General features: G+C 71.6%; 19 protein-coding genes. 5 read left to right on the top strand and 14 right to left on the bottom strand.

Annotation, left to right across the window (positions count from 1 at the left end):
* Nucleotides 1-10 precede the first annotated feature (10 nt).
* Nucleotides 11-544, bottom strand: coding sequence for an NACHT N-terminal Helical domain 1-containing protein (locus OIE74_RS19885; protein WP_329385434.1), 534 nt, complete (start codon nt 542-544; stop codon nt 11-13).
* 188 nt (nt 545-732) lie between these two features.
* On the opposite strand from OIE74_RS19885, the gene OIE74_RS19880 reads away from it, so the two are divergent.
* Both OIE74_RS19880 and OIE74_RS19875 read left to right on the top strand, forming a co-directional pair.
* Nucleotides 733-1,701, top strand: coding sequence for a LysR family transcriptional regulator (locus OIE74_RS19880; RefSeq protein ID WP_329385431.1), 969 nt, complete (start codon nt 733-735; stop codon nt 1,699-1,701).
* Nucleotides 1,702-1,815: 114 nt separating this feature from the next.
* Nucleotides 1,816-2,979 carry an NAD-dependent formate dehydrogenase gene (locus tag OIE74_RS19875; RefSeq protein ID WP_329385428.1) on the top strand — a complete coding sequence of 388 codons (1,164 nt, stop codon included), beginning with the start codon at nt 1,816-1,818 and terminating at the stop codon, nt 2,977-2,979.
* Between the two features lie 182 nt (nt 2,980-3,161).
* Here the strand turns inward: OIE74_RS19875 and OIE74_RS19870 are convergent, their stop codons facing one another.
* From OIE74_RS19870 to OIE74_RS19835, 8 genes are all read right to left on the bottom strand, one after another.
* The gene (locus OIE74_RS19870; RefSeq protein WP_329385426.1) at nt 3,162-3,353 is read right to left on the bottom strand and encodes a hypothetical protein; all 192 of its coding nucleotides are present in this window, start codon (nt 3,351-3,353) and stop codon (nt 3,162-3,164) included.
* A 73-nt stretch (nt 3,354-3,426) separates the two neighbouring features.
* Nucleotides 3,427-5,658, bottom strand: coding sequence for a bifunctional serine/threonine-protein kinase/ABC transporter substrate-binding protein (locus OIE74_RS19865; protein WP_329385422.1), 2,232 nt, complete (start codon nt 5,656-5,658; stop codon nt 3,427-3,429).
* Nucleotides 5,659-5,661: 3 nt separating this feature from the next.
* Complete coding sequence (locus OIE74_RS19860) at nt 5,662-7,968, bottom strand: bifunctional serine/threonine-protein kinase/ABC transporter substrate-binding protein (RefSeq protein WP_329385420.1); 2,307 nt, start codon at nt 7,966-7,968, stop codon at nt 5,662-5,664.
* On the bottom strand, nt 7,965-8,804 hold the full coding sequence (locus OIE74_RS19855) for a hypothetical protein (protein ID WP_329385417.1): 840 nt from the start codon (nt 8,802-8,804) through the stop codon (nt 7,965-7,967). The genes OIE74_RS19860 and OIE74_RS19855 overlap by 4 nt, the downstream gene beginning before the upstream one ends.
* 111 nt (nt 8,805-8,915) lie before the next feature.
* Entirely contained in the window at nt 8,916-10,664 is a 1,749-nt protein-coding gene (locus tag OIE74_RS19850; protein ID WP_329385414.1) for an asparagine synthetase B family protein, read from the bottom strand.
* A gap of 43 nt (nt 10,665-10,707) precedes the next feature.
* Entirely contained in the window at nt 10,708-11,217 is a 510-nt protein-coding gene (locus OIE74_RS19845; protein WP_329385412.1) for a hypothetical protein, read from the bottom strand.
* 11 nt (nt 11,218-11,228) lie between these two features.
* Nucleotides 11,229-12,218 carry a hypothetical protein gene (locus OIE74_RS19840; RefSeq protein ID WP_329385409.1) on the bottom strand — a complete coding sequence of 330 codons (990 nt, stop codon included), beginning with the start codon at nt 12,216-12,218 and terminating at the stop codon, nt 11,229-11,231.
* Nucleotides 12,215-13,321: a hypothetical protein gene (locus OIE74_RS19835; RefSeq protein WP_329385406.1), complete on the bottom strand. Its 1,107-nt coding sequence runs from the start codon at nt 13,319-13,321 to the stop codon at nt 12,215-12,217. Before OIE74_RS19835 ends, OIE74_RS19840 begins: the two co-directional genes overlap by 4 nt.
* A 71-nt stretch (nt 13,322-13,392) precedes the next feature.
* On the opposite strand from OIE74_RS19835, the gene OIE74_RS19830 reads away from it, so the two are divergent.
* Entirely contained in the window at nt 13,393-14,112 is a 720-nt protein-coding gene (locus OIE74_RS19830; protein WP_329385403.1) for a hypothetical protein, read from the top strand.
* Between the two features lie 51 nt (nt 14,113-14,163).
* Here the strand turns inward: OIE74_RS19830 and OIE74_RS19825 are convergent, their stop codons facing one another.
* Both OIE74_RS19825 and OIE74_RS19820 read right to left on the bottom strand, forming a co-directional pair.
* Nucleotides 14,164-14,943 carry a TetR/AcrR family transcriptional regulator gene (locus OIE74_RS19825; RefSeq protein ID WP_329385400.1) on the bottom strand — a complete coding sequence of 260 codons (780 nt, stop codon included), beginning with the start codon at nt 14,941-14,943 and terminating at the stop codon, nt 14,164-14,166.
* A 110-nt stretch (nt 14,944-15,053) separates the two neighbouring features.
* On the bottom strand, nt 15,054-15,800 hold the full coding sequence (locus OIE74_RS19820) for an SDR family oxidoreductase (RefSeq protein ID WP_329385397.1): 747 nt from the start codon (nt 15,798-15,800) through the stop codon (nt 15,054-15,056).
* A gap of 321 nt (nt 15,801-16,121) precedes the next feature.
* Between OIE74_RS19820 and OIE74_RS19815 the strand changes: the two genes are divergently transcribed.
* Together OIE74_RS19815 and OIE74_RS19810 are read left to right on the top strand one after the other, a co-directional pair.
* The gene (locus OIE74_RS19815; RefSeq protein ID WP_329385395.1) at nt 16,122-16,538 is read left to right on the top strand and encodes a YciI family protein; all 417 of its coding nucleotides are present in this window, start codon (nt 16,122-16,124) and stop codon (nt 16,536-16,538) included.
* Nucleotides 16,539-16,686: 148 nt separating this feature from the next.
* Complete coding sequence (locus tag OIE74_RS19810) at nt 16,687-17,907, top strand: RNA polymerase sigma factor (protein ID WP_329392355.1); 1,221 nt, start codon at nt 16,687-16,689, stop codon at nt 17,905-17,907.
* Between the two features lie 16 nt (nt 17,908-17,923).
* On the opposite strand, the gene OIE74_RS19805 is transcribed toward OIE74_RS19810, so the two are convergent.
* The 3 genes from OIE74_RS19805 to OIE74_RS19795 form a co-directional block, all read right to left on the bottom strand.
* On the bottom strand, nt 17,924-18,865 hold the full coding sequence (locus OIE74_RS19805; RefSeq protein ID WP_329385393.1) for an SDR family oxidoreductase: 942 nt from the start codon (nt 18,863-18,865) through the stop codon (nt 17,924-17,926).
* A complete protein-coding gene (locus OIE74_RS19800) occupies nt 18,862-19,503 on the bottom strand; it encodes a TetR/AcrR family transcriptional regulator (protein ID WP_329385390.1) in 642 nt (213 codons plus the stop codon). Before OIE74_RS19800 ends, OIE74_RS19805 begins: the two co-directional genes overlap by 4 nt.
* Nucleotides 19,504-19,593: 90 nt before the next feature.
* Nucleotides 19,594-21,870, bottom strand: a complete 2,277-nt coding sequence (locus tag OIE74_RS19795) for a serine/threonine-protein kinase (RefSeq protein WP_329385388.1) — start codon at nt 21,868-21,870, stop codon at nt 19,594-19,596.
* Nucleotides 21,871-21,902 lie beyond the last annotated feature (32 nt).

Here is a 21,902-nt window from a genome sequence, read left to right as displayed (position 1 = left end):
CCGGCCCCCCTCACCACGTCAGGTCGGCCAGTGTCGCGGTGTGCCGTACGAGGGTGCGTGCGACAAAGGTCGAGCGCTGCGTGAAGAGGTGCAGGATGTACAGGCAGGCGGTCTCAAGGAGCGCGTCGTACAGGCCGGTGGCGTTGGCCGACAGATCGCGGGTGGCATTCGGTTCGACCGCCTGTAACGCGCGGGCGAGCGCCTGCGGGCCGGGCTGGACGGCCTGTACGTCCTCCATGTCGAGGTCGCCCAGGCAGTGCAGGGTACGGGCCAGGGCCCGCACGACGGCCTCGTCCTCGTCGGGCGGCACCGGCCGCTCGCCGGGCCCGACCGGGTCGACGGCGCGCCGGACGAGTTCGGCGGCGATCTTGTGCAGGTCCTTGTCGGACAGGGTGCGCTTCTCGCCACGGAAGCTGACCAGGCCGGATATCCGTACCGGCCGGTCGACCAACCCGGCGCCGGGCCCGTCCCGTACGAACAGTTTCTTGATCAACGGTATGACGATGCCCGACGCGAGCCGTGCGGTGGTGACTGCCGGATCCATGATCGCTCCCTCCGCTGGCTGATCAGCGTATCCACCGAAATCGCCCCCGCGCCGGGTTTGCGGCAACCTCGTCCGGCCCGGCCCGTACCACGGCCGCTTCCCGTGGGTGAGGATGGCCGGGACCGGCCCGCCTTGAGCATCGGGGAAGCGTCGCGGGGAGGCGTCGAGCCGAAAGGGAGCGAACCGTCGTGCTGCTGCGGCAACTGGAGTACCTCGTGGCGCTCGCCCGCGAGCGCCACTTCGCGCGGGCCGCCGACGCCTGCTTCGTCTCCCAGCCCTCGCTCTCCGCCGCGATACGCAAGCTGGAGCACGAACTCGGGGTGCCGATCGTGCGCCGTGGCCGGCGCTTCGAAGGGCTCACGCCCGAGGGCGAGCGGGTGCTGCTCTGGGCGCACCGGATACTCGCCGAACGCGACGCGCTCCAGCACGAGTTGTCGGTCATGCGCGGCGGTCTCACCGGCACGCTGCGGCTGGGCGCCATCCCCACCGCGCTGACGGCCGCGTCCCTCCTGACCACCCCCTTCTGCGAGCAACACCCGCTCGTACGCGTCTCGTTGGAGTCGCTGTCGTCGCGCGACATCACGCGGCGCCTGACCTCTTTCGAGCTGGACATCGCGCTCACGTATCTGGACGACGAAAGCCTGCGCCAGGTACGCAGGACACCGCTGTACGAGGAGCGGTATCTGCTGCTCACGCCCCGCGACAGCGCGCTCGCCGAACAGCGCTCGGTGCGCTGGGCCGAGGTCGCCGGGCTGCCGCTGTGCCTGCTCTCACCGCAGATGCGCAACCGCCGCATCATGGACGAGTACTTCGCCGCCGAAGGCGCGAGCGTCACCCCGGCGATCGAGACCGACACCGTCGCCGGCCTCTACACACACATGGCGGCGGGCCGGTGGTCGAGCGTGATCTCGCACGCCTGGCTGCATATGTTCGGCGTCCCCGAGACGATGCGCGTGGTCCCGCTGGCGCACCCCGCGCACGGGCCGCGCGTGGGCCTGGTCATCGCCGACCGCAGCCCCGAACCGGTGCTCGCGAAGGCGCTGTTGGAGACCGCGCGGCGGGTGAGCCTGCGCGAGGTGCTGGACAGCCTGCTGGGGACGTATCTCGCGCCGGCCGACGCCGCGACGCCCGGACCCGCCCCCGACCCCGAGCGATAGCCGGCGTCTATCCCGGCATAGAAACAGTCGCTTTGACCAGCGCCGACGCCAGGGCCGACCGTAAGAGGCACCTTCCGAAGCACTCCGCAGCAACGGACGAGGAGCCGCAACGCCATGGCCAAGATCCTGTGTGTGCTGTACGACGACCCGACCGACGGGCAGCCCACCACCTACGCCCGCGACGACCTCCCGGTCATCGACCACTACCCCGGCGGCCAGACCACCCCCACCCCCGAAAGCACCGACTTCACCCCCGGCCATCTGCTGGGCAGCGTCTCCGGTGAACTCGGCCTCCGCTCCTTCCTGGAGAGCCGCGGCCACACCCTCGTCGTCACCTCCGACAAAGAGGGCGCGGGCTCGGTCTTCGACCGCGAGCTGGCCGACGCGGACATCGTGATCTCGCAGCCGTTCTGGCCGGCGTATCTGACCGCCGAGCGGATCGCCACGGCCAAGAACCTGAAGCTCGCGGTCACCGCCGGCATCGGCTCCGACCACGTCGACCTCGACGCCGCCATCACCCACGGCGTCACCGTCGCCGAGGTGACGTACTGCAACAGCATCAGCGTCGCCGAGCACGTGGTGATGACGGTGCTCGGGCTCGTACGCAACTTCATCCCCTCGCACCGGATCGTGCTCGACGGCGGCTGGAACATCGCGGACGCCGTCAAGCGCTCGTACGACCTGGAGGGCATGCAGGTCGGTACGGTCGCGGCCGGCCGTATCGGGCTCGCCGTCCTGCGCCGACTCGCCCCCTTCGACGTGGGCCTCCACTACACCGACCGGCACCGGCTGCCGGCGGCCGTAGAGCGGGAGCTGAACCTCACCTGGCACGAGTCGACCGCCGCCATGGTGCCGCACTGCGACGTCGTCACCATCAACGCGCCCCTGCACCCGGAGACCGAGGGCCTGTTCGACGACAAGCTCATCGGCACCATGAAGCGCGGCGCGTACCTCATCAACACCGCGCGCGCGAAGATCGTCGACCGCGACACCGTCGACCGGGCGCTGCGCGGCGGTCAGCTCGCGGGTTACGGCGGCGACGTCTGGTACCCGCAGCCCGCGCCGGCCGACCACCCGTGGCGCACCATGCCGCACCACGCGATGACGCCGCACATCTCGGGCTCGTCGCTCTCCGCGCAGGCGCGGTACGCGGCCGGTACGCGGGAGATCCTGGAGTCGTACTTCGCGGGGAACCCCATCCGCGACGAGTATCTGATCGTGGAGGGCGGGGCGCTCGCGGGCACGGGGGCGCACTCGTACTCCACGAAGGAGAGCTGACCGGGCGTCCGGCCTCGGGCCCCGGGCGGGTGAGCGGCGCCGGAGGCGCTTCCGGCGCCGCTCAGAACGCGTAGGTGCTGACCCCGCGCGCACCTTGGTCAGGACGGGCAGCCCGGCCAGTCCGGACACATCGAGCAGCCCGAGTGAGTAGGCCCTGACCGAATCGACCGAGGTGCTGCCGATCAGGAAGTCGAAGTCCGGCCACGGCTGATACCGGTACTCCAGCCGGCGTACGCCCTCCAGCCGGCGGCCCGGACGAGAAGTTCACGGACGGCCTTACGGGCTTCGCGGGCCCGGACCGTGGCCAACAGGGCGCGCGGGGCGTCGAGTTCGTCCGCCCCGTCGGAGGTGCCGTCGGTCCGAGAGGTGCTCATGGCACCGCAGGATAGGCGCCGGGTCCGACAACGGGGGCCGCCGGGGCGCGGCTCCCGGGAGGGGACGCTCGGACTACTTCGCCTCGCCGTAGCGGCCCAGGAAGCGGGGCGTGCCCGCCTCCACCCGGTGCAGGAACAGGCCGTTGGTGAAGACGAAGGCCTTCGTCGAGTCGTCGAAGTCGATGATTCTGCCGAGGCCGTGGTAGGTGAGGGACCGCAGCCGGCTCACCATCGCGCCCCGTTCGACGCCGATGCCGCCCAGCTCCCGTATCCCCCGCGCGATGAAGTTCAGCGCGTCGTACGCCTCCACGGCGTACGGTTCGACCGCGAACAACTCGCCCGTGCGCGGGCCGTAGCGCTTCTCGTACGACGTCACGAAGCCCTTCGCGGCGGGCAGTTCGGCCGGATCGACATATGTCGTCACGATCACCCAGCCGTCGGCGGCGGCGCCCGCCTCGTCGAGGAACGCGGGCTGGAGCACCGGTTCGCGTGCCAGGCGTGTGCCGCGGAAGCCCGTTTCCGCGAGCGCGCGGGCGCAGCGGGCCGCGCGCGCGGGAGAGGTGCCGGCGTACACCACCGAGTCGGCGTCGCTCGATGTCACGGCGGCGGCCACCGGGCCGAAGTCGTCACTGTCGGCGGGCACCGTGCTGGTCGTGGTCGTGCCGACGCCCTGGGGCAGCGTGTCGGCCAGGTTCACCACCAGCCGCTGACTGGTGCGCCCCGCCGCCTGGTCGTCGACGAGGACGGTCCTGCGGTCCCCCCGGGCCCGGACAAGATAGTCGACCAAGCCCGTGGTCAGGCTGTTGCCGTCCGGTCTGAGTTGGAAGAAGGCCTTCGTGCCGACCGACGAGACCGCGTCGCTGTCGCACGAGACGGTCACGAGAGGAAGCAGCGCCTCCTGGTACCGGGCCGCGACGGCCTCGACTCCCGCGACCCCGGTCGGCCCGATCACCGCGAACACCTCGTCCTCCGCGACGAACCTCCCCGCCGTCGCCTCGGCCCGCTTCGCGTCTCCTCCGTCGTCCCGTACGCGCAGCGCCAGGTCGAAGGGGCGGTCCGCACGGGCGTTGTGGTCGGCGACGGCCAGCCGCGCGCCCCGTTCCTGGGCGCGGCCGGCCGCCTTGTCCCGGCCGGACAGATCGGCGTGCAGCCCAACGACGTAGCGCGGCCGGGACGCACCGGCGCCCGAGCCGGAGCCGCCGTCGCCGGTCTGCCGGGATGCCGCCCAGGCCGCCAGCCCCCCGCCGACCGCGACGACTCCGGCCGCGGAAGCGAGCGTGAGCACACGGCGCCGCGACGGCCCGGGGGCGGCGGCCGGTGCCGCCGGTACCGCCGTGACCGTGACCGGGTCCGCCGGGGAGCCGGAGCCGGAGGCCGAGTCGGAGCCGGACGTACGCCCCGGCGGCGGGTCGGGCAGCGCCAGCACTGCCGCCGACCGTTCCGCGACCAGCCGGGTCAGCGGCCCCGGCAGCCAGCCCCCCGACTCGCCGCCGGCACCCCCCAGCGCCTCCCGCACATCCCCCGAACCCGGCCTGTCCCGGGGGTTCTTGGCGAGGCAGGCCGTCAGCAGATCGAGCAGTTCCTCCGGTACGCCGTCGAGGTCCGGCTCCTCGTGGACCGTGCGGAACAGAATGGCCGCCGGCGAGCCCGTACCGAACGGCCGCCGCCCCGTCGCCGCGTACACCAGCACGCACCCGAGCGAGAACACGTCGCTCGGCGGCCCGAGTTCACCGGCGCGGGCCTGTGCCTGCTCGGGCGAGAGATAGCCGGGCGAGCCGATCACCACGTCGCTCTCGGTCAGCGCGGTGGCGCCGGTGGACCGCGCGATGCCGAAGTCGATGAGCCGGGGGCCGTCCAGGGCGAGCAGCACGTTGCCGGGCTTGACGTCGCGGTGCACCAGCCCCGCCGCGTGCACCTCGGTGAGCGCCTCGGCCAGCCGGGCACCGAGGGTGCGTACGGCCTCCGGCGGCAGCGGACCGTGCAGCGTGACGGCCTCCGCCAGCGAGGGCCCGGGGACGAAGCCGGTCGCCAGCCACGGCTCGCGCTCCTCCGCCGCCGCGGCCACGACCGGGACCACCCAGCGCCCGGTGAGCCGCCCCGCCGCCTCCGCCTCGCGCCGGAAGCGGACACGGAAGCCGTGGTCGGCCGCGTACTCGGCACGGATGACCTTCAGCGCGATCAGCGCGCCGCCCGGCGAACGGGCCAGATACACCACGCCCATCCCGCCCGCGCCGAGCCGCCCGAGCAGCCGGTAACCGCCGACGGCGGGCGGATCGGCGGCCTTGAGAGGCTGGATCCCGGCCATCCCTTACGCGCCGGTGGGGGCGGGCCCCAGGAAGCGGAAGCCGCCGTCCTTGACCTCGTACAGGAACACGCCCTCCCCCGCGAAGCTGCCCTGCTCCGGGTCGAACGCGAACCGCTTCGTGATCCCCTGGTACGTGCTCTTGCGCAGCAGACCCACCAACTCCGCCCGCTTCGGCGGCTGTTGCCCCGCAGGAGAGGGGGATCCCTTCGCCGGGGCAGCCGGCTTCGCGCCCTTCACCAGTTCCTGGATGACCAGATTCACCGTGTCGTACGCCTCCGCCGCGAAGTACGGCGGCTCGCTGCCGAAGCGCTCGCGGAACGCGGCGGTGAAGTCCGCGGCCTCCGGCTTGTCGGCGGCGGAGACGAACGAGGCGGTCAGCAGCCAGCCCTCGGCCGCGTCCCCCGCCAGCTCCAGGAACTCCGGGTCGAGCACGGCCTGTGACGCGAGCCGTGGTCCGTCGAACCCGGCCGCCGCCAGCTCGCGCGCCACCTTCGCCGCCCCCGGCGCGTAACCGGCGTAGACGAAGGAGCCCGTACCTGCCCGCAGGATGTCGGTGACCACGGGCTTCATGTCCTCGATGTCCGCCGGAATCACCCGGGGGTAGGCCGGCATCCCGGACTGGCGCAGCACGAGCGCGGTGATGGTGGCGGACTCCCAGGCGTACGTCTGGGCCGTACGGTCCTGGAGCAGTCCCGGCCGTCCCATCTCCTTGTCCTTCGCCGCCTGTTGGGTGAGGTAGACGGCGATCGGGATGGACAGTGCGGCGTTGCCGGGACGGCAGTGCACGAGGGACCGGGGCTGCCCTGACGACATCAGCATCCCGGCGGCCGAGACGGTCAGCAGGGGCACCAGGGCCTCGTCGTACGCGCCGACGACCGCTTCCGTCGTCACATCGCTGGTCGCGCCCAGTACGGCGAGTACGTCCGCGTCCTCGATCAGCTTCTTGGCGGCGGCCGGGGCGCGTTGGGCGGTGCCGCCGTCGTCGGCGGTCCTCAGCGCGAGTTCGAAGGGCCTGTCCTTGCCGGGCTTACGGGCGTTGTACTGCTCGATCGCCAGCCGCGCGCCCTGTTCCTGCGCCCGGCCGGCCACCTTGTCCGTACCGGAGAGGTCCGCCTGGACGCCGATGGCCCAGCGCGGGCCGGAGTCCCCGGACGCGGGAGGGTCGTCGTCCCGCAGGGCGGCCCAGGCTCCGCCACCGGCGGCGACGGCGAGCAGCGCGGCGCCGGAAAGGACGAACAGCCTTCGGCGGGACGGCTGTTGGCCGCCCTGACCGCCCGCACCGTTGTCGTCGGCGCCGTCGTTGCCTGCGCCGTCGTCGCCCGCGCCGTCGCCGCCGACGCCGGGCGCGTCGGCGACCGTCGGCTCGATGTCCGGCAGCGCCAGCATCTCGGCCGCGCGGTCGGCGATGCCCCGTACGACGTCTTCCGGCAGCCAGTCGGCCGCTCCGCCGCCGTCGGACGTGGGGTCGTCGGCAAGCTCCTCGGCGATCCGCTCGGCCGTGGGCCGGTCGGCCGGGTCCTTCGCCAGGCAGGAGAGCAGGAGTTGGCGCAGTTCCGCGTCCTCCTCGTCCCATGAGCCGCCCGAACCGCCCGAACCGCGCGATCCGCCGATGTCCGGCTCGTCGTGCACCGTCCGGTAGAGCAGCGCGTCGGCCGAACCCGCGCCGAACGGGGGCCGTCCCGTCAGCGCGTACGCCAGCAGGCACCCCAGGGAGAACACGTCACTCGCCGGCCCCACCCCGGCGCCGCGCGCCTCGGCCTGTTCGGGCGAGAGATAGCCGGGCGTGCCGACGACCATGTCGGGGGAGGTGAGCGCGGTCTCGTCGGTCGCGCGGGCGATCCCGAAGTCGATCAGCCGTGGACCGTCCACGGCCAGCAGGACATTGCCCGGCTTGATGTCGCGGTGCACAAGCCCCGCGTCGTGCACGGCTCCCAGCGCCCCTGCGAGCATCCTGGCCAGCGCCCGCACACTGTGTACCGGCAGCGGTCCGTGCCGGGTGACCGCCTCGCCGAGCGACGGGCCCGGTACGAATTCGGTGGCCAACCAGGGCTCCGCCGCTTCCGGTTCCCCGCCCGTGACGGGCACCGCCCACGGGCTGGCCACCCGGCGGGCCAGGTCGACCTCGCGGCGGAAGCGGGCGCGGAACCCGGGATCGTCCGCGTACTCGGCCTGGATGACCTTGACGGCGGCCAGCGCCCCCGCCTCCGTACGGCCGAGATAGACCACGCCCATGCCACCCGCGCCGAGGCGGGCCAGCAGCCGGTGGCCGCCGATCGAGGCGGGATCGGTGGGCAGCAGCGGCTCGCTCATGCCGACGCCTCCAGTTCATTCTGGACATCGACGAGCATGGCGGCCGTTCCCTCGATGACGGCCTTGTCGATCTCTTTCGAGGTCCAGCCCTTGGAACCCTTGCCGACCGACGAGACGGTCACCTGGCCCAGGCGGCTCTGGCCCCAGGTGTAGTAGTGCGGGCCGCCGAGTTCGTCGCTGTGGTACTCACCGCTCTCGGAGATCGAGTCCTCGCTGGCGAACTGACCGGCCCCGAACGCCAGGCCCGCCGACAGCAGTCCGGTGATCCGCTCGCCGTCGCTGAGTTGCTGCTCGGGGCAGCGCAGTGCCTCTTCGAGGGTGCGCGCCATGTCCCAGTTCGCGTCGGCCTCTTCGCGGTGCACGAGGACGGTGGCGGCTATCCGGATCGGGCCCTTGTCGCCCTGCGCGGGCAGTTCGCTGTAGCGGGTGAAGCTGGTCAGTACCGAGGGCGGGAGCGGTTCGCGCTGCCAGACGCAGTCCTCGTCGAGCACGGCGAGCGAGCCGGGGTCGCTCTCGTACGGGCTCCGCTTGACGTAGCCGGCCCCGTACCGGCTGGGCTCCGCGGTGACGGCGCGGGCCAGTCGCAGGGCCTCGGCACGCGTCCGGGGTTTACGGCTGTCGTCGGGCGAGAAGTCCAGCCCGTTGGTGGCCGACGGGCTCGGCGCGGCGCCCTTCGCCTCCCCGTCGGTCTTCTCCTCGGTACCGGACTTCGCCGGGCTGGGCTTCGTCGTGTCCGTGGCGGAGGTGTCGCCGTCGCCTGAACACCCTGCCAGCAGTAGACCGATCGCGAGTGCGACGGTGCCCGATCGCAGCCGGCCAGGTCCTCCGCTCACCATGAACCCCCCTGAAAAGCAGTGCACTTGTTCCCCCATCCTGAACGTATCCTGTGGGACGCGCAGGAAGGGGCCTCAGTTCTCGAACCTGGCCCTCGGGCGCACACCCTCACCTCAAGTCCCGACCTCGAACGAGCGCAGCCACAGCTCCAGTGTGAGGACCAGCCACAACTTGCCTCCCTGGCGCGGCAGCAGCGTCCCCTCCCTCCGCAGCCAGGACCGGATCGTGTCCTCACGGAACAGCCCTCGGGCGCGCGCCGACCTGCCGAGGAGCAGGTCGTGGCCCAGCTCGCGCAGGGGTCCGTCCAGCCACTGCTGGACCGGGACGCGCATCCCGCTCTTGGGGCGGTCCACGATCGTCGGCGGAAGCAGGTCCCGTACCGCCTCCTTGAGGATCCACTTCTCGCTCGTCCCCGCGAGCTTCAGCCGGGGCGGCACACGGAACGCGTGGTCGACGACCGCGCGGTCGAACAGCGGGGCGTGGCCCTCCAGCCCCTGCGACGCGGTGATGCGCTCCACCTTGGTGAGGATGTGATGGGCGCCCTTGGTCCGCAGGTTGGTGTGCAGCAACTGGTTGAGCAGGCTCTTCATCCGACCCTGTGTCAGATAGGGCGCAAGCAGGTCCGTCACCGGCGGCGCGTCCGCCAGCTCGGCCAGCACTCCCGGCGTCAGCAGCACCGGCAGGTCGGCGTGGCACTTGCGGTACGAGTCCACGTAGGCACGCGCCCGGGAGTCCACACCCGCCTCGTCGCGAAGCAGTTCGTGGATGAGCATCGGCAGGTTCTTGGGGCCGCCGAAGACCGGGTCGCCGCCCTCCCCGTTGAGCACCACGCTCATACCGTCCGCCGCCACCGCCTCGGCGAGCATCAGGTTGGGCACGGTGAGCGGGTCGCCGACCGGGCTGTCCAGCAGCGCGACGGTCTCCGGGAGGCGTGCCGCGACCGCCTCGCCGGGCACGGTCAGGACCTGGTGCTCGGTGTGGCAGTGGGCGGCGACCAGTCCGGAGTAGGCCAGTTCGTTCGGGGCGTCGCCGCCGAAGCTGATCGAGTACGACCGGACGGCCTGGTCGTGCAGTTTGGCGGCGAGCGCGGTGACCAGGCTGCTGTCCACACCGCCGGAGAGCAGCACACCGACCGGCTCGGCGACCGGCAGCCGGCGCGCGGTGGCGGACTCCAGCAACTCGCGCAGTTCCCGGGCGTGTTCGGCCGCCGGCCGCTCGTCGGCCACCTCGGCCGGCTCCCAGTACGTCTCCTCCACCGTGGAACCGTCCGCCTTCAGCCGTACGCACCGGCCCGGCAGCACCTCGTGGATCCCGCGCAACAGGGTCTCCCTGCCCGGGAGATACGCGAAGGTGAGGAACGATCTGACCGCAGGCAGATGCAGTCCGGTGTCGAGCGCGGGCCAGCGCTGGAGCGCCCGCAGGGAGGTGGAGGCCGCCCAGGCCGCCCGCCGGCCGGTGCCGGCGCGGGCGTGGAAGAGGGTGCGGGCGCCCATGTGGTCGCGGACGAGGACAAGTTCGTCGCCTTCGGCGATGGCGAGGGCGAACATGCCGTCGGCGGCGGCCAGTCCGGCGGCACCGAACCTGACGTAGGCGCGCAGGAGCAGCTCACCGTCGGAGCAGTCGCCGGGGATGCCGTCGGCGCCGGCCGAACCGAGCCGGGCCCGGAGCTCGGGCGCGTTGTGGAGCGTGACCTCGCCGATCGCGTGGACGTCTCCCACCCGGTACGGCCCTTCGGCGGCGCCGGGGCCGTCGAGCAGGCCGAGCGCATGGTGCCCCGCCCGCGTCGGCACGGGCCGGCCGCCCATGGCCGCCACCTGCCCGGCCGGGTCGTCGGCGGTCAGACACGCACACCAGCGGGACATCGCGTCCTCTTTCCTTCCGTGTTCCCGGCTCCCGGCTCCCGGCTCAGCCGAAGTCGTCGTCACTGTCGGCGGAACCGTCGTCCCAGTCCCCGTAACCGGCGTCCCCCGCGCCACCGCCGTCACCGCCCGACGCGCTCGCCTCCGCCTGGCGGCGCATCTCCTCCTCTTCCTCCGGACTGAGGGAGGCGGGCGGCATGGCCAGCGTGCCGAGAACGGCCCCCGCGGTCACCGCGGCCAGGACGGTGCCCAGCCGGCCGCCGAACGACGTCCGGTTCACCGTCAGCACCCCGTCGCTCCACAGCGTGCGGCCGTAACCGGCCTCCCTGCCGTAGATCACCGGGCGCCCGTCCGCGTAGACCCGTTTGACGATCCGCCGGCCCAGCAGCTCGTCGCTGCCCGAAGCACCGCGGTCGTCCCGCCACCGCACAGTGCGACGGCTCGCGCTGTCGGCACTGCGCCACTCCTGGCGGCCGTCGAAGTAACGCCGGTGGACCGTGCGGTCGGCGAGCAGCTCGTCGCTGTAGGTGATCTCCCGCCTATGCGGCTGCGGCACTGCGGTTCCTCTCATGCGGTGGGCCAGCTCAGGAAACCCGCCTGGCGTACCTGGCGAAGGTCGGTCAGCTGCGAGCGGGGCGTGCGCACTTCCCGTACGAGACGGTGCACCGTACGGATCAGTGACGCCGGGTTCACGGCGGCCAGTTCCACGAATCTGCCGCGCCGCAGCCAGTCGCGCTCCCAGCGGCTGAGTGCGGACGCAAGCCCCGGAGCGGCACCCGAGGCGGCGGCGGTCGCGGGGCCCGGCCAGTGGCCGGGTATCGCCGCGTACGCCGGACCACGCCCATGGACCAGATGGAGCGCGCCCGCCTGCCGGGGCCGCAACCCCAGCGGGACGACCCGCACCCCGTCCGGTACATCGACGGACCGGGCGAACCGCGCGGGGAAGGTGAGCCCGTGCGCGCTCGCGTCGTGCAGAAGGTAGACCGTCGCCCGCTCGGCCAGCGCGAGCATCCTCAGCACCCCTGTGTCCAGGGGCAGTTCGGAGGCGCCGTAGACCGGGCACGCCGACTCCATCGGCACCCCGTTGGCCCGCAGCATGGCGGCGATGTCGTCGGACTCGCAGACCAGCAGCCTCGGCAGGCCGTAGTCGAACAGGTCAGGCTCCGGGGTGTGCCGCCCGGCCGCCTGCGGGGGCCTGGGCACGACGGGCGGCAGGAGGCCGTCCACCGTGTCGGGACCGATGCGGTGCAGCGCGGCCCGGAAGGCGCCGTACGTCAGCGCGGGGGCCGACGTGAAGTGCGTACGCCGGGGCGCCCGGTGCCACGGCAGCAGCACCCGGCACACCTCGTAGTACAACTGCCGCTCGGTGAAGTGCAGTTGACCGGGTGCGGCGGCCTTCTCGGCCGCCGTACGCAGCACGCGGTCGAGGATCGCCTGCCGCATGTGCCCCGCCTGGCCCGTGTGCCCCGTGTGCCCGGGGTCCGTCGCGAGTCCCGTTCCTGTCTGCCCGCTGTCCGCCGCACGGCCCGCGCCCGTGAGGTGGCCCGTACCGCTCATGACGCCGTCGGCCAGGTGAGGAACCCGACCTGCTGCGCACGCCCCCGGTCGGGGTCGGCTATCCCCTCCGCCCGGTCCACCGCCCGCGCGACCACGGAGAGCAGCTTCACCGGAGTCACGGCGGCGATGGGCGACCACCAGCCACGGGTCAGCCAGTCGGCCTCCGCAGCGGTGAGCCGCGACGACGAAACACGGATGGCTTCCAGATCCGCCGGGCCGAGCGGACTTCTCAGCCGTACGGCGTTGGGGTTGTCCTTCACGGTGCGCGGCAGCATTCCGGCGACCACCACCCGCCCGCCGAGCGCGGCCCTGGCCTCGGAGGCGAAGGCGAGCCCCGCGGGGCTGGCGTCGTGCAGGACTATCCCCACCGGCCCCGCTCCACCGCTCGCGCTCGGGTCGCCGGGTATCCGCGCGAGCTGGTGCACGGACTGCACCAGCGCGAGGGAGTGCTTCTCGGGCGCGCCGTTCAGTACGAGGCAGGCCAGCACGGTGGAGTCCGGACACAGGAGCACCAGCTTCGGCACCTCGCCGGCCGGGAGCACGGGGTACAGCCTGTTCCCCTCGGGCGCCATCCCGATCGGCGGCTTGCCGTAGACGGCGGCCCAGCGGTCTATCACCGAGGTCTTGAAGTCGCTGAACGGCATCGGCACTTCAACCCTGCCCGTCCGCTTGGCGCGCATCGCACCGCGGATCGACAGCACGACAACCAGGACGACGTAGACGCCGCCGACCGTGAGAGTGCCCAGGATCACGTCCCGGTCGAATCCGGAGACGCTGATGATCACCCACGAGGCGATCGCCCCGAGCACCAGCAGGCCGAGGGCGACACATCCGTACATACCGCTCTCGGCGGGAGTCCGCCCACGAGCCGCCGCGTAGTAGAGCTGGGTGGGCGTGTAGCGCAGGCCCCCGCCGTTGCTGAGCTTGTGGATGAGCTTGCGCATCCGGACGTCGTGCAGGCGGAGCTTGTTCTCTTTGGGTTCGAGGGCGAACGCGCGCTTGCAGACCGGGCAGAGCCCGTTCCCTCGTTCCCGGTAGCGAGCGTCTTTGCCACAGTGCGGGCAGATCACGGCGGCCCCCTCCAACTGCCCTGAGAAGCGCATGGTTTCGTTGTGTCGAACGGACAGATCCTAGACGATGGAGCTTGATTGAGATGTCCAATTCAGGTACGCGAATGAAACGTGAGGCGAACGCGGAGAACGAGGTCCACGACATCGCCGAATTCCGTGACGCGGCAAGGAACGTGGTCACACCGGTCCTTCAGCTTCCCTCGGACATCGCTCTCGCCGTGGTGGACGCCTTCACGAAAGTCGTGAGAGACGCGAAGAGAAGCGAATCGGCGACAACGACGGACCAGGACGGGATAACCCGTTTCCAGACTTTCGAGGAGGGCGACGTCTATATGCTCGAAGCGCCCTTCGACGACTTCTTCGCCGACCGCTATCTGATGGATTTCTACAATGTGGAGGAGCGCGGCGTCTGCTCCCGTATGCATCTGCATACCGGTCTGCGATTCGTACGGATGATGACCGGCCCGGATACGCGGATCCGGGTGAGCAGCCTCTCCCGGTTCGAGATCACCGGCGTCTCCGGGGTAACTCCCTTCACATTGCGCTCCTTCGAGGACACGTTGCCCGACACCCCGCCGGGTGTGGTGCGGACCCGCTACAACCTGGTGGTGCCGCCCTGCTCCTTCGTGGACATGCAGATCCCGCGCGGGGTGAGCCACCAGTTCAACGCCGTCGGCGAGCACGCCGTGATCGATTCCGTGCACCCCGAGGAGTCCGTTGAGACATTCCGCGAAAAGATGAGCGGATACCGGATGATGGCCCAGACCGTATTTCTGGCGGACGAACTCCCCGCGTCGGACACCTGCGCCGATCTGCCCACATGACCCGCGGGTGCGGGACATGCGCCCCCGGGATCTCGACGGCGTCCGGAGCCGCTACTCGTCGCCTTCGGCGACCGCCGAGGTCGTAGAGGTCATCGAGCCGGCGGAGGTGGTGGAGCCGGCGGACGTCGCGGAGGTGGTGGAGAGCCGGCGCAGCCACTCCGTCATCAGGGCCATTTCGGCGGTGCTGAGCCCCGACTCCCCCGACCGCCCCAGCAGGACGTTCAACTGGGCCGCCGCCGCGGGCAGCTGAGTCCTCTTCGCGGGCCTGTCGGCGCGCTCCGCCAGCGCTTCCGAGGTGAAGACAGTGGCGTGCACGGCGTCGCGGACCCGCCGGGAGGTGTCCCTGTCGGTGAAGGTCGATGGACGGGCGACGAGCATCAGGGCCACCCCGACGTTGGCCGACATGACGACCTGGGCAGCGGCCTCGGGCGCCAGACTCAACTTGCCGTCCGCCGCCGCCCGCCGCAGATCCCTGGTGAGCATCTCGTGCGACTCCAGGGCCGCCGCCGGGGGCGTACGCATCGCGGGGGAGTACATCAGCCGGTACAGATTCGGGTTGTCCAGCGCGAACTCCACGTGGTTGTCCCAGCCCTTGCGCAGATCCTCTATCGGATCGTCCTGCGGGGTCCGCTCCCGCTTGGTCTCCAGATACTTGTCGAAGCCGTGGTCCACGACCGCGGAGAGCAGCCCTTCCTTGTCCCCGAAGTGCCGGTAGAGCGCCGGGGCACCCACCTGCGCGGCGTCGCACACGGCCCGGGTGGAGACGTCCCCGTTGGGCGACTCGGCGACCAGTCGTGCCGCGACTTCGAGGATCCGCGCTCGTGTGCTCATGGCGGACGACCGTATCAAGGGCTCCGTAGCGCTGTTACTCATGACGGATCTCCTCGATCGCCGGGAAGAATCGGCCGCAGGAATCCGTGGGGTGCCTGACACGAGCGGCCTCAGATGATGCCGCCGTTGGCACGCAGGACCTGGCCGTTGACCCAGCGCGCGGGTCCGGCGAGGAAGGAGACGACCTCGGATATGTCCTCCGGCCGGCCGAGCCGCTCCAGCGGTGCCTGGGCGGCCATCCTCGTGATGGTCTCCTCGTCCTTGCCCTCCAGGAACAGCTCCGTGACCGTCGGCCCCGGCGCCACCGCGTTGACCGTGATGTCACGCCCGCGCAGCTCCCTGGCCAGGATCAGCGTCATCGCCTCGACCGCGCCCTTGCTGGCCGCGTACGCCGTGTATCCAGGGAAGGCCAGGCCCAGCACCGAGCTGGAGACGTTGATGATCGCCCCGCCGTTCCGGAGCCGGCGCGCCGCCTGCTGGTCGACCACGAACGTGCCGCGGATGTTGGTGCGGTGCATCCTGTCCAGCGCGTCCAGCTCGGTGTCGACCAGCGGCGTGACCGCCATGACACCCGCCGCGTGCACGACGACGTCGACGCCTCCGAAGGCTTCCTCCGCCGCGTCGAACAGCGCCGACACCGCGACCTCGTCCGCCACGTCGGCGCGGAAGGCGATGGCCGTCCCGCCCGCCTCCGTGATGGCGGCCACCGCCGACTCCGCCGCCGTCTGATTCCCCGCGTAGTTGACGACGACGGCGTGCCCGTCCGCCGCCAGGCGCTGCGCGCTCTCCCGACCGATGCCCCGAGACCCTCCGGTGACGATCACCACCCGACGCGCCGCGCTCCCCTGCTCACTCATGACGTTGCTCCCTGTATCGACGTAAGGACGTACCGACGTTTATCGACGTGACAAGCGAGACATCGACCGGGAAAGCGGTCTCCGCCTCGCGACAACAACAACGCTAACATGCTCAACGTAGCATCGCTACCCCTTTCCGTAACATCGCTACGCCATCACCGGCCGGCCCGCTACCCACCCCCCTCCGACCTGCGCCTACGTGGCCCGACGGAGTGATTCGAAAAAAATCCTCCCGAGCTGTCGAGAACCCGTCATCGGCTCCGACGTCCCCTGTGAGAGTTGCCCGGAAGAGGCGACAACACAGAAACAAGGAGTGAAGTCATGAAGTATCTGGTGATGGTCCAGGGCTCCCAGGTCGACTACGACGCCATGACCGGCAAAGGGTCCGCGCAGAGCCCGGCCTGGAGCGAGAAGGACATGCAGGCGATGTTCGCCTTCATGGGGGAGGTCAACAACGACCTCGCCGAGTCCGGTGAACTGGTCGACGCCAACGGCCTGGCCGCGCCCTCGGAGACCCGCTTCGTCAGCGCGGACAAGGACGGCAAGCCCGTGATCACGGACGGGCCGTACGGCGAGACGAAGGAACTGCTCGCCGGCTACTGGGTGCTCGACTGCGCGAGCCTGGAGCGGGTCACCGAGATCGCCGCGCGCGTCGCCGCCTGCCCCCAGCCCGAGGGCGCCCCGGTCTACCCCGTCGTCATCCGGCCCATCCCGGACGGTCCGGGGGTGGATGGCTGAGACACCGCGCACACCTGGGTACGCCCGGGGTGTAATACGCGGTGTGAACCACGGCACGGACGACACCGCGGACAACGGCACGAGCGACGAGAGCCAGGCCGGTGCGCGCCGCACGAACAGTGCGGCCCCACCGACCGGCCCCACCCCGATCGAGGACCTGCTGCGCCGAAACGCGCCGCAGGTCCTCGGCGCGCTCGTCCGCCGCTACGGCCACTTCGACCTCGCCGAGGACGCCGTACAGGAAGCGCTCATCGCCGCGGCCCAGCAATGGCCGGCCGCCGGCCGCCCCGACAACCCCCGCGGCTGGCTGATCAAGACCGCCTCCCGCCGTCTCGTGGACCAGCTCCGCAGCGAAGAGGCTCGGCGCAGGCGCGAGGAGAGCGCAGCCGCGCTCACCCCCAGGGACGCCTTCACCGCACCGCCGCCCGGGGAGGGCCGTGCCCCCTCGGAGGACGACACCCTCACCCTGCTCTTCCTATGCTGCCATCCCGAACTGCCCGCCGCCGGCCGGACCGCGCTCACCCTGCGCGCCGTCGGGGGTCTCACCACCGCCGAGATCGCCCGCGCCCATCTGGTGCCCGAGGCGACGATGGCGCAGCGCATCAGCAGGGCGAAGCAGAAGATCAAGGGTGCGCCCTTCCGGCAGCCGGGGCCGGAGGACCGCGACCGCCGGCTCGCCACCGTCCTCCAAGTGCTCTACCTGATCTTCAACGAGGGCCATACGGCCACCTCCGGCAGCACGTTGCACCGCGCGGACCTCGCGTACGAGGCGATCCGGCTCACGCGAGCCATACGGCGGCTGCTGCCGACGGAGGGCGCGGTGACGGGCCTGCTCGCGCTGATGCTGCTGACCGAGGCGCGGAGCGCGGCCCGCACCGGACCGCACGGTGAGCTGATCCCCCTGGACGAGCAGGACCGCACCCGCTGGGACCGTGCCGCGATCGACGAAGGTACGGCGCTGGTCGAGGAGGCTCTGTCCCAAGGTCCCGCCGGTGCCTATCAGTTGCAGGCCGCCATCGCCGCGCTGCACGACGAGGCGCCGAGCGCCGATGAGACCGACTGGCCCCAGATCGTGGCTCTGTACGACGAGTTGCTGCGCCGTGCCCCCGGGCCCGAGCCGATGGCCGCGCTGAGCAGGGCCGTCGCGGTATCGATGGCGCACGGTCCGGAGGCCGGACTCGCCGAACTCAAGGACCTCGACGAGGAGTTGGCGGGGCACCACCGGCTCGACGCGGTGCGGGCGCATCTGCTGGAGAAGGCGGGTGACAAGGAAGGCGCCGTGGCCGCCTATCAGTTGGCGGCCGAACGCACGCTCAGCCTCCCGGAGACGCGCTACCTGCTGATGCGCGCGGCCCGGCTGCGCGCCTGACCTCCGCCCCGCGGTCCTACAGCGGTTCGCCGAGCGGCCCGTACTCCGCCACCAGCGACCTGGCCCAGTGGGCGGCGAAGTCCGGCCGCGTACCGTCCGCGTCCGTGAAGCCGTACTCCTCGTACAGCCCCCATGTCGCCAGCGCCCGGCCCGACTTGGTCATGATGTCCGGATCCGCGGCCAGCGCGGCGACCGCGCGTCCCAGATAGGCCGGGCTCTCGGAGTGGGCGAAGTTCGGGTCCTCGGCCACCGCGTCCCGCCAGGTCTCCTCGGTGACGCCGAGTCCGTCCAGCATCGCCTCGGAGCGCAGAAAGCCGGGCGTGATCGCGACGGCTGCGACGCCGTACGGCTTCAACTCGGCTGCCTGCGCGACGGCGAGGCGGATCACCGAGGACTTCACGAGGTCGTAGAAGAAGGACCCCCGATAGCGGGCGGTGTTCCCGTCCGTCACCTCCACGACCAGCCCGCTGCGGCGGGCGACCAGCAGCGGCAGCGCGTAACGGCTCGTGATCACATGCGTGTCGACCGCCTGCCGCAGCAGCCGGAACCCGGCGTCCAGGTCCTGCTCCCACAGCGGATGCTCCCAGTCGGTCAACGGGTCGCCGCCCCATACGGAGTTGACGAGAATGTCGAGCCGACCGTCCTGCTCTGCTGCGATCCGGCCGACCAGGACCCGCACCTCGTCGGGACTGCTGTGGTCGGTACGGACGGCGATGCCGCGCCCACCGGCGGCGGTGACCAGACCGGCCGTCCCCTCGATGGTCTCGGGGCGGTCCAGGTCGGAGCGCCCGGCGGAGCTGCTGCGGCCGGTGACGTACACCGTCGCCCCGGCCGCGCCGAGTTCGACCGCGATACCGCGCCCGCCGCCCCGGGTACCGCCCGCGACGAGCGCGACCTTGCCCGCCAGCGGGCGGGACCGCTCGCCCGCCGCCCCAGCCGAATTCTCGACGTCTCTCATGCTTCCTCCAACTCGGAGTGGCCGGGCCGGTGTACGGGCGACGACACGTGGTGCGCCAGCACCGCGTCGATCTCCTGACGTATCCGCTGCTCCAGCGTCCCTTCGCGGTCGAGCGCCCAGACCAGCCCGGCACCGGCGGACATCGCCTGCACGGAACGGGCCAGCGCTCCGACGTCCGTCCCTGCCCTCAACTCCCCCGCTGCGACCGCGGCGGACAGCAACTCCTCGACGGCGCGCCGCTCGGCCCGGTGAACGGTGAGGGCGTGCGCGTGGAACTCCGGTTCGCCGAGGTCCAGACAGAGGAACGCCAGATGGTTGGCGTACGTCTGCGGAGTCGTCATCGGCTCCATCGACTCCACGAGCAGCGCGGTCAGCGCGGCGAGCGCCGACCCGTTCGCGCGCCGCAGCCGCTCCGGCGAGGTACGCGCCTGGTCCCGCGCACTCTCGGCGGCTCGCTCCGCCAGCGCCAGCAGCAGGCCCCGTTTGGAACCGAAGCGCTGCATGAGCGTGCCCGGTACGAGGCCGACCTCGCGGGCCACCGCCGCGAGCGTGAGCCCGGCGGGCCCGACACGTCCGACGACGTCGGCGGTCGCGCGCAGGATCACGGAGTCGTCGACACCACGGGGACGTCCGGCCACGGCCACTCCTCCCTCACTCGCTCGATTAATAAATGTATGTTCATTCATTAAACAGGACACGGAGAGGCGCGGCAACAGCCCGCGGCCCCGTCAGCCGGTCAGGCTGCCGACCGTCCCGAGCTGCTTCCACGTGCCCTTCTCGCGCACATCGATCCACACCGGCCGGTCGAGCGCCTGGTGGTCCTTGAAGCGGTACCGGCCCAGCAGCCCCTTCACGTCGACGGCGTCCATGGCCTTCCGCAGCGCGATCCGCGCGCTCCCGGGGTCCTCGTCCTCACCGCCCCGCTCGGGCAGGGCCCCGTCGTCCATGACCTGCCGGATGCCGGCGGCGAGCACGAGCGTGCCGTCGTACAGCTCGACCCCGCCCCGCGCCTCGAACATCTTCCGCTGCGCGGCCGGGGCAGCGCAGACCCGCGGGAACAGCTCGCAGTCCGCCTTCGGCTGCCGTTCGTCATGGAAGGAACGGAAGCGCAGCGTGCCGTCCGGCACCAACTTGTCGCGCGCGTCGGTGTATTCGTGGTCGTCCTCGGAGTCGCACGACGCTTCGTAGTTGTCCTGCACGACCATCAACTGCCCGGACTTCTTCACGGCGTCGACCCACCCGTCGCGCTGACGGGAGTTGGGCAGGGTGACGGTGTCGGGCCGGCTGTCCTGGACGTCCCGCGCGACGTCCGCCTCGTTCATCTCCTCCGGATACGCCGCGGACTCGACGGCGTCGACACCCGCCTCGCGCAGGCCGTGCCCGAGCTTGAGATGGTTCGGATCCTCCTCGGCGAGCTTGTCGTCCCAGTGGTAGTCGGAGCCGACGATCAGCTTGTCCGCGTCGTACGCGCCGCGCAGATAGCGCCCTTCCTGCTCGCCCACCTCGAACTCCGACGGCATCATGCCGAAGGCGAAGTCCGGGCCCGAGCCTCCCTTGCACGTGTCGATCGCGGCCATGTCCTGGTCGAAGTCGGTCTCGACGCCGTCGACGCTGCTGGTGTCACCGATCAACGCGATCATGCCCGGGTACTTGTCCAGCAGTTCGGTCGCCGGGGTCTGCTGGTCGTCCTTCACCGGGACGACGCGCACGGGCAGCCTCTTGTGCGTGGTGCGCTCGGCGTCCTTGAACGCCGCCTCGACGATCGCGGCACGCTCCTCGCCGTACGACTCGTCGATGGACCAGTCGTACGCGACCCCCACGACGTACTCGTCCGCCATCGCCGCGCTGGGCCCGCCGACCGGCGCCCGACCGGACGGCGAAGACGAGGAGGACGTCGCCGAGGACGAGAGCACGACCGCGGTCGGTATGCCGAGCACAACGAGCGCGACGGCGGCCCCGACGAGGGCGTTGCGCCGACCACGGCGCGGGGGAGGCGGCGGGGGAAGCGGGGAGGGGACCTTGGCAACGACATGAGGCCGAGGGCTCGGACGCATGTCCTCGGGCTCGGGCTCGGGCGGATGTACGTCGTCGGGCTCGGGCTCGGGCGGGCGAACGACCGCGGGCACGGGCTCAGGTACGACGACAGCCGCCGCGCCCTCAGCCTTGCCCCCGCCCCTCAGCACCCGCTCCAGCTCCACGCGCGCCGCACGCGCGTCCGACGGCCGGTCGTCGGGGTCCTTGGCCATCAGGGAGAGGATCAACCGATCGACGTCGGGCCCGAGTTCGGCACGTGCACGGCTCGGCCGCAGGGGCTCGTCGTTCAAGTGGTTGTACATGATCCCGGCCGCATGACCGACGAACGGCGGCCGCCCGACCAGGAGTTCGTACAGCACACAGCCCAACGCGTAGAGATCCGTGCGCCCGTCGCCGTTCCGCTGCTGAAACCGCTCGGGCGCCATGTACAGCACACTGCCGAACGGCGCCTCCCCGGTCCGGGTCAGCCGCGGATCGCTGGACCGCTCCTCGGTGTACTTGGCGATGCCGAAGTCCACGACCTTGGCGACGCCCTCACCGGTGACCATGATGTTCGCCGGCTTGATGTCGCGGTGCACGATGCCCGCGGCGTGCGCGACCTCCAGCCCCCGGCACACATCCACGGCCCACCCGAGCGCGTCGGCCACGCTCACCCGCCCGTTCTCGGCGAGAACGTCGTGCAGCGTACGGCCGTCCACCAGGGCCATCACCAGGTACGGGCTGTCGCCGTCCGTCCCGTGGTCGTGCACGGCCACGATGTGCGGACTGTCCAACGAGGCCACGGCCCGCGCCTCCCGCCGGAACCGCGCCAGTTGCTCCTTCCGCTCCCCCTCACCCCCGGGCGCGAGAAGCAGCTTTACGGCCACCTCCCGCCCCAACTCCCGATCCCGCGCCCGCCAGACCTCCCCCATCCCCCCGGCCCCGAGCAACTCCCCCAACTCGTACCGCCCGCTCAGCAACCGCCCCCGCACGACGCGCTCCCCTCCCCAGACAACGCTGCGAG

Origin of the sequence: Streptomyces sp. NBC_01716, from assembly GCF_036248275.1 — a bacterium.
Classification (GTDB): domain Bacteria; phylum Actinomycetota; class Actinomycetes; order Streptomycetales; family Streptomycetaceae; genus Streptomyces.
This window is presented reverse-complemented; position numbering and strand designations above follow the sequence as displayed.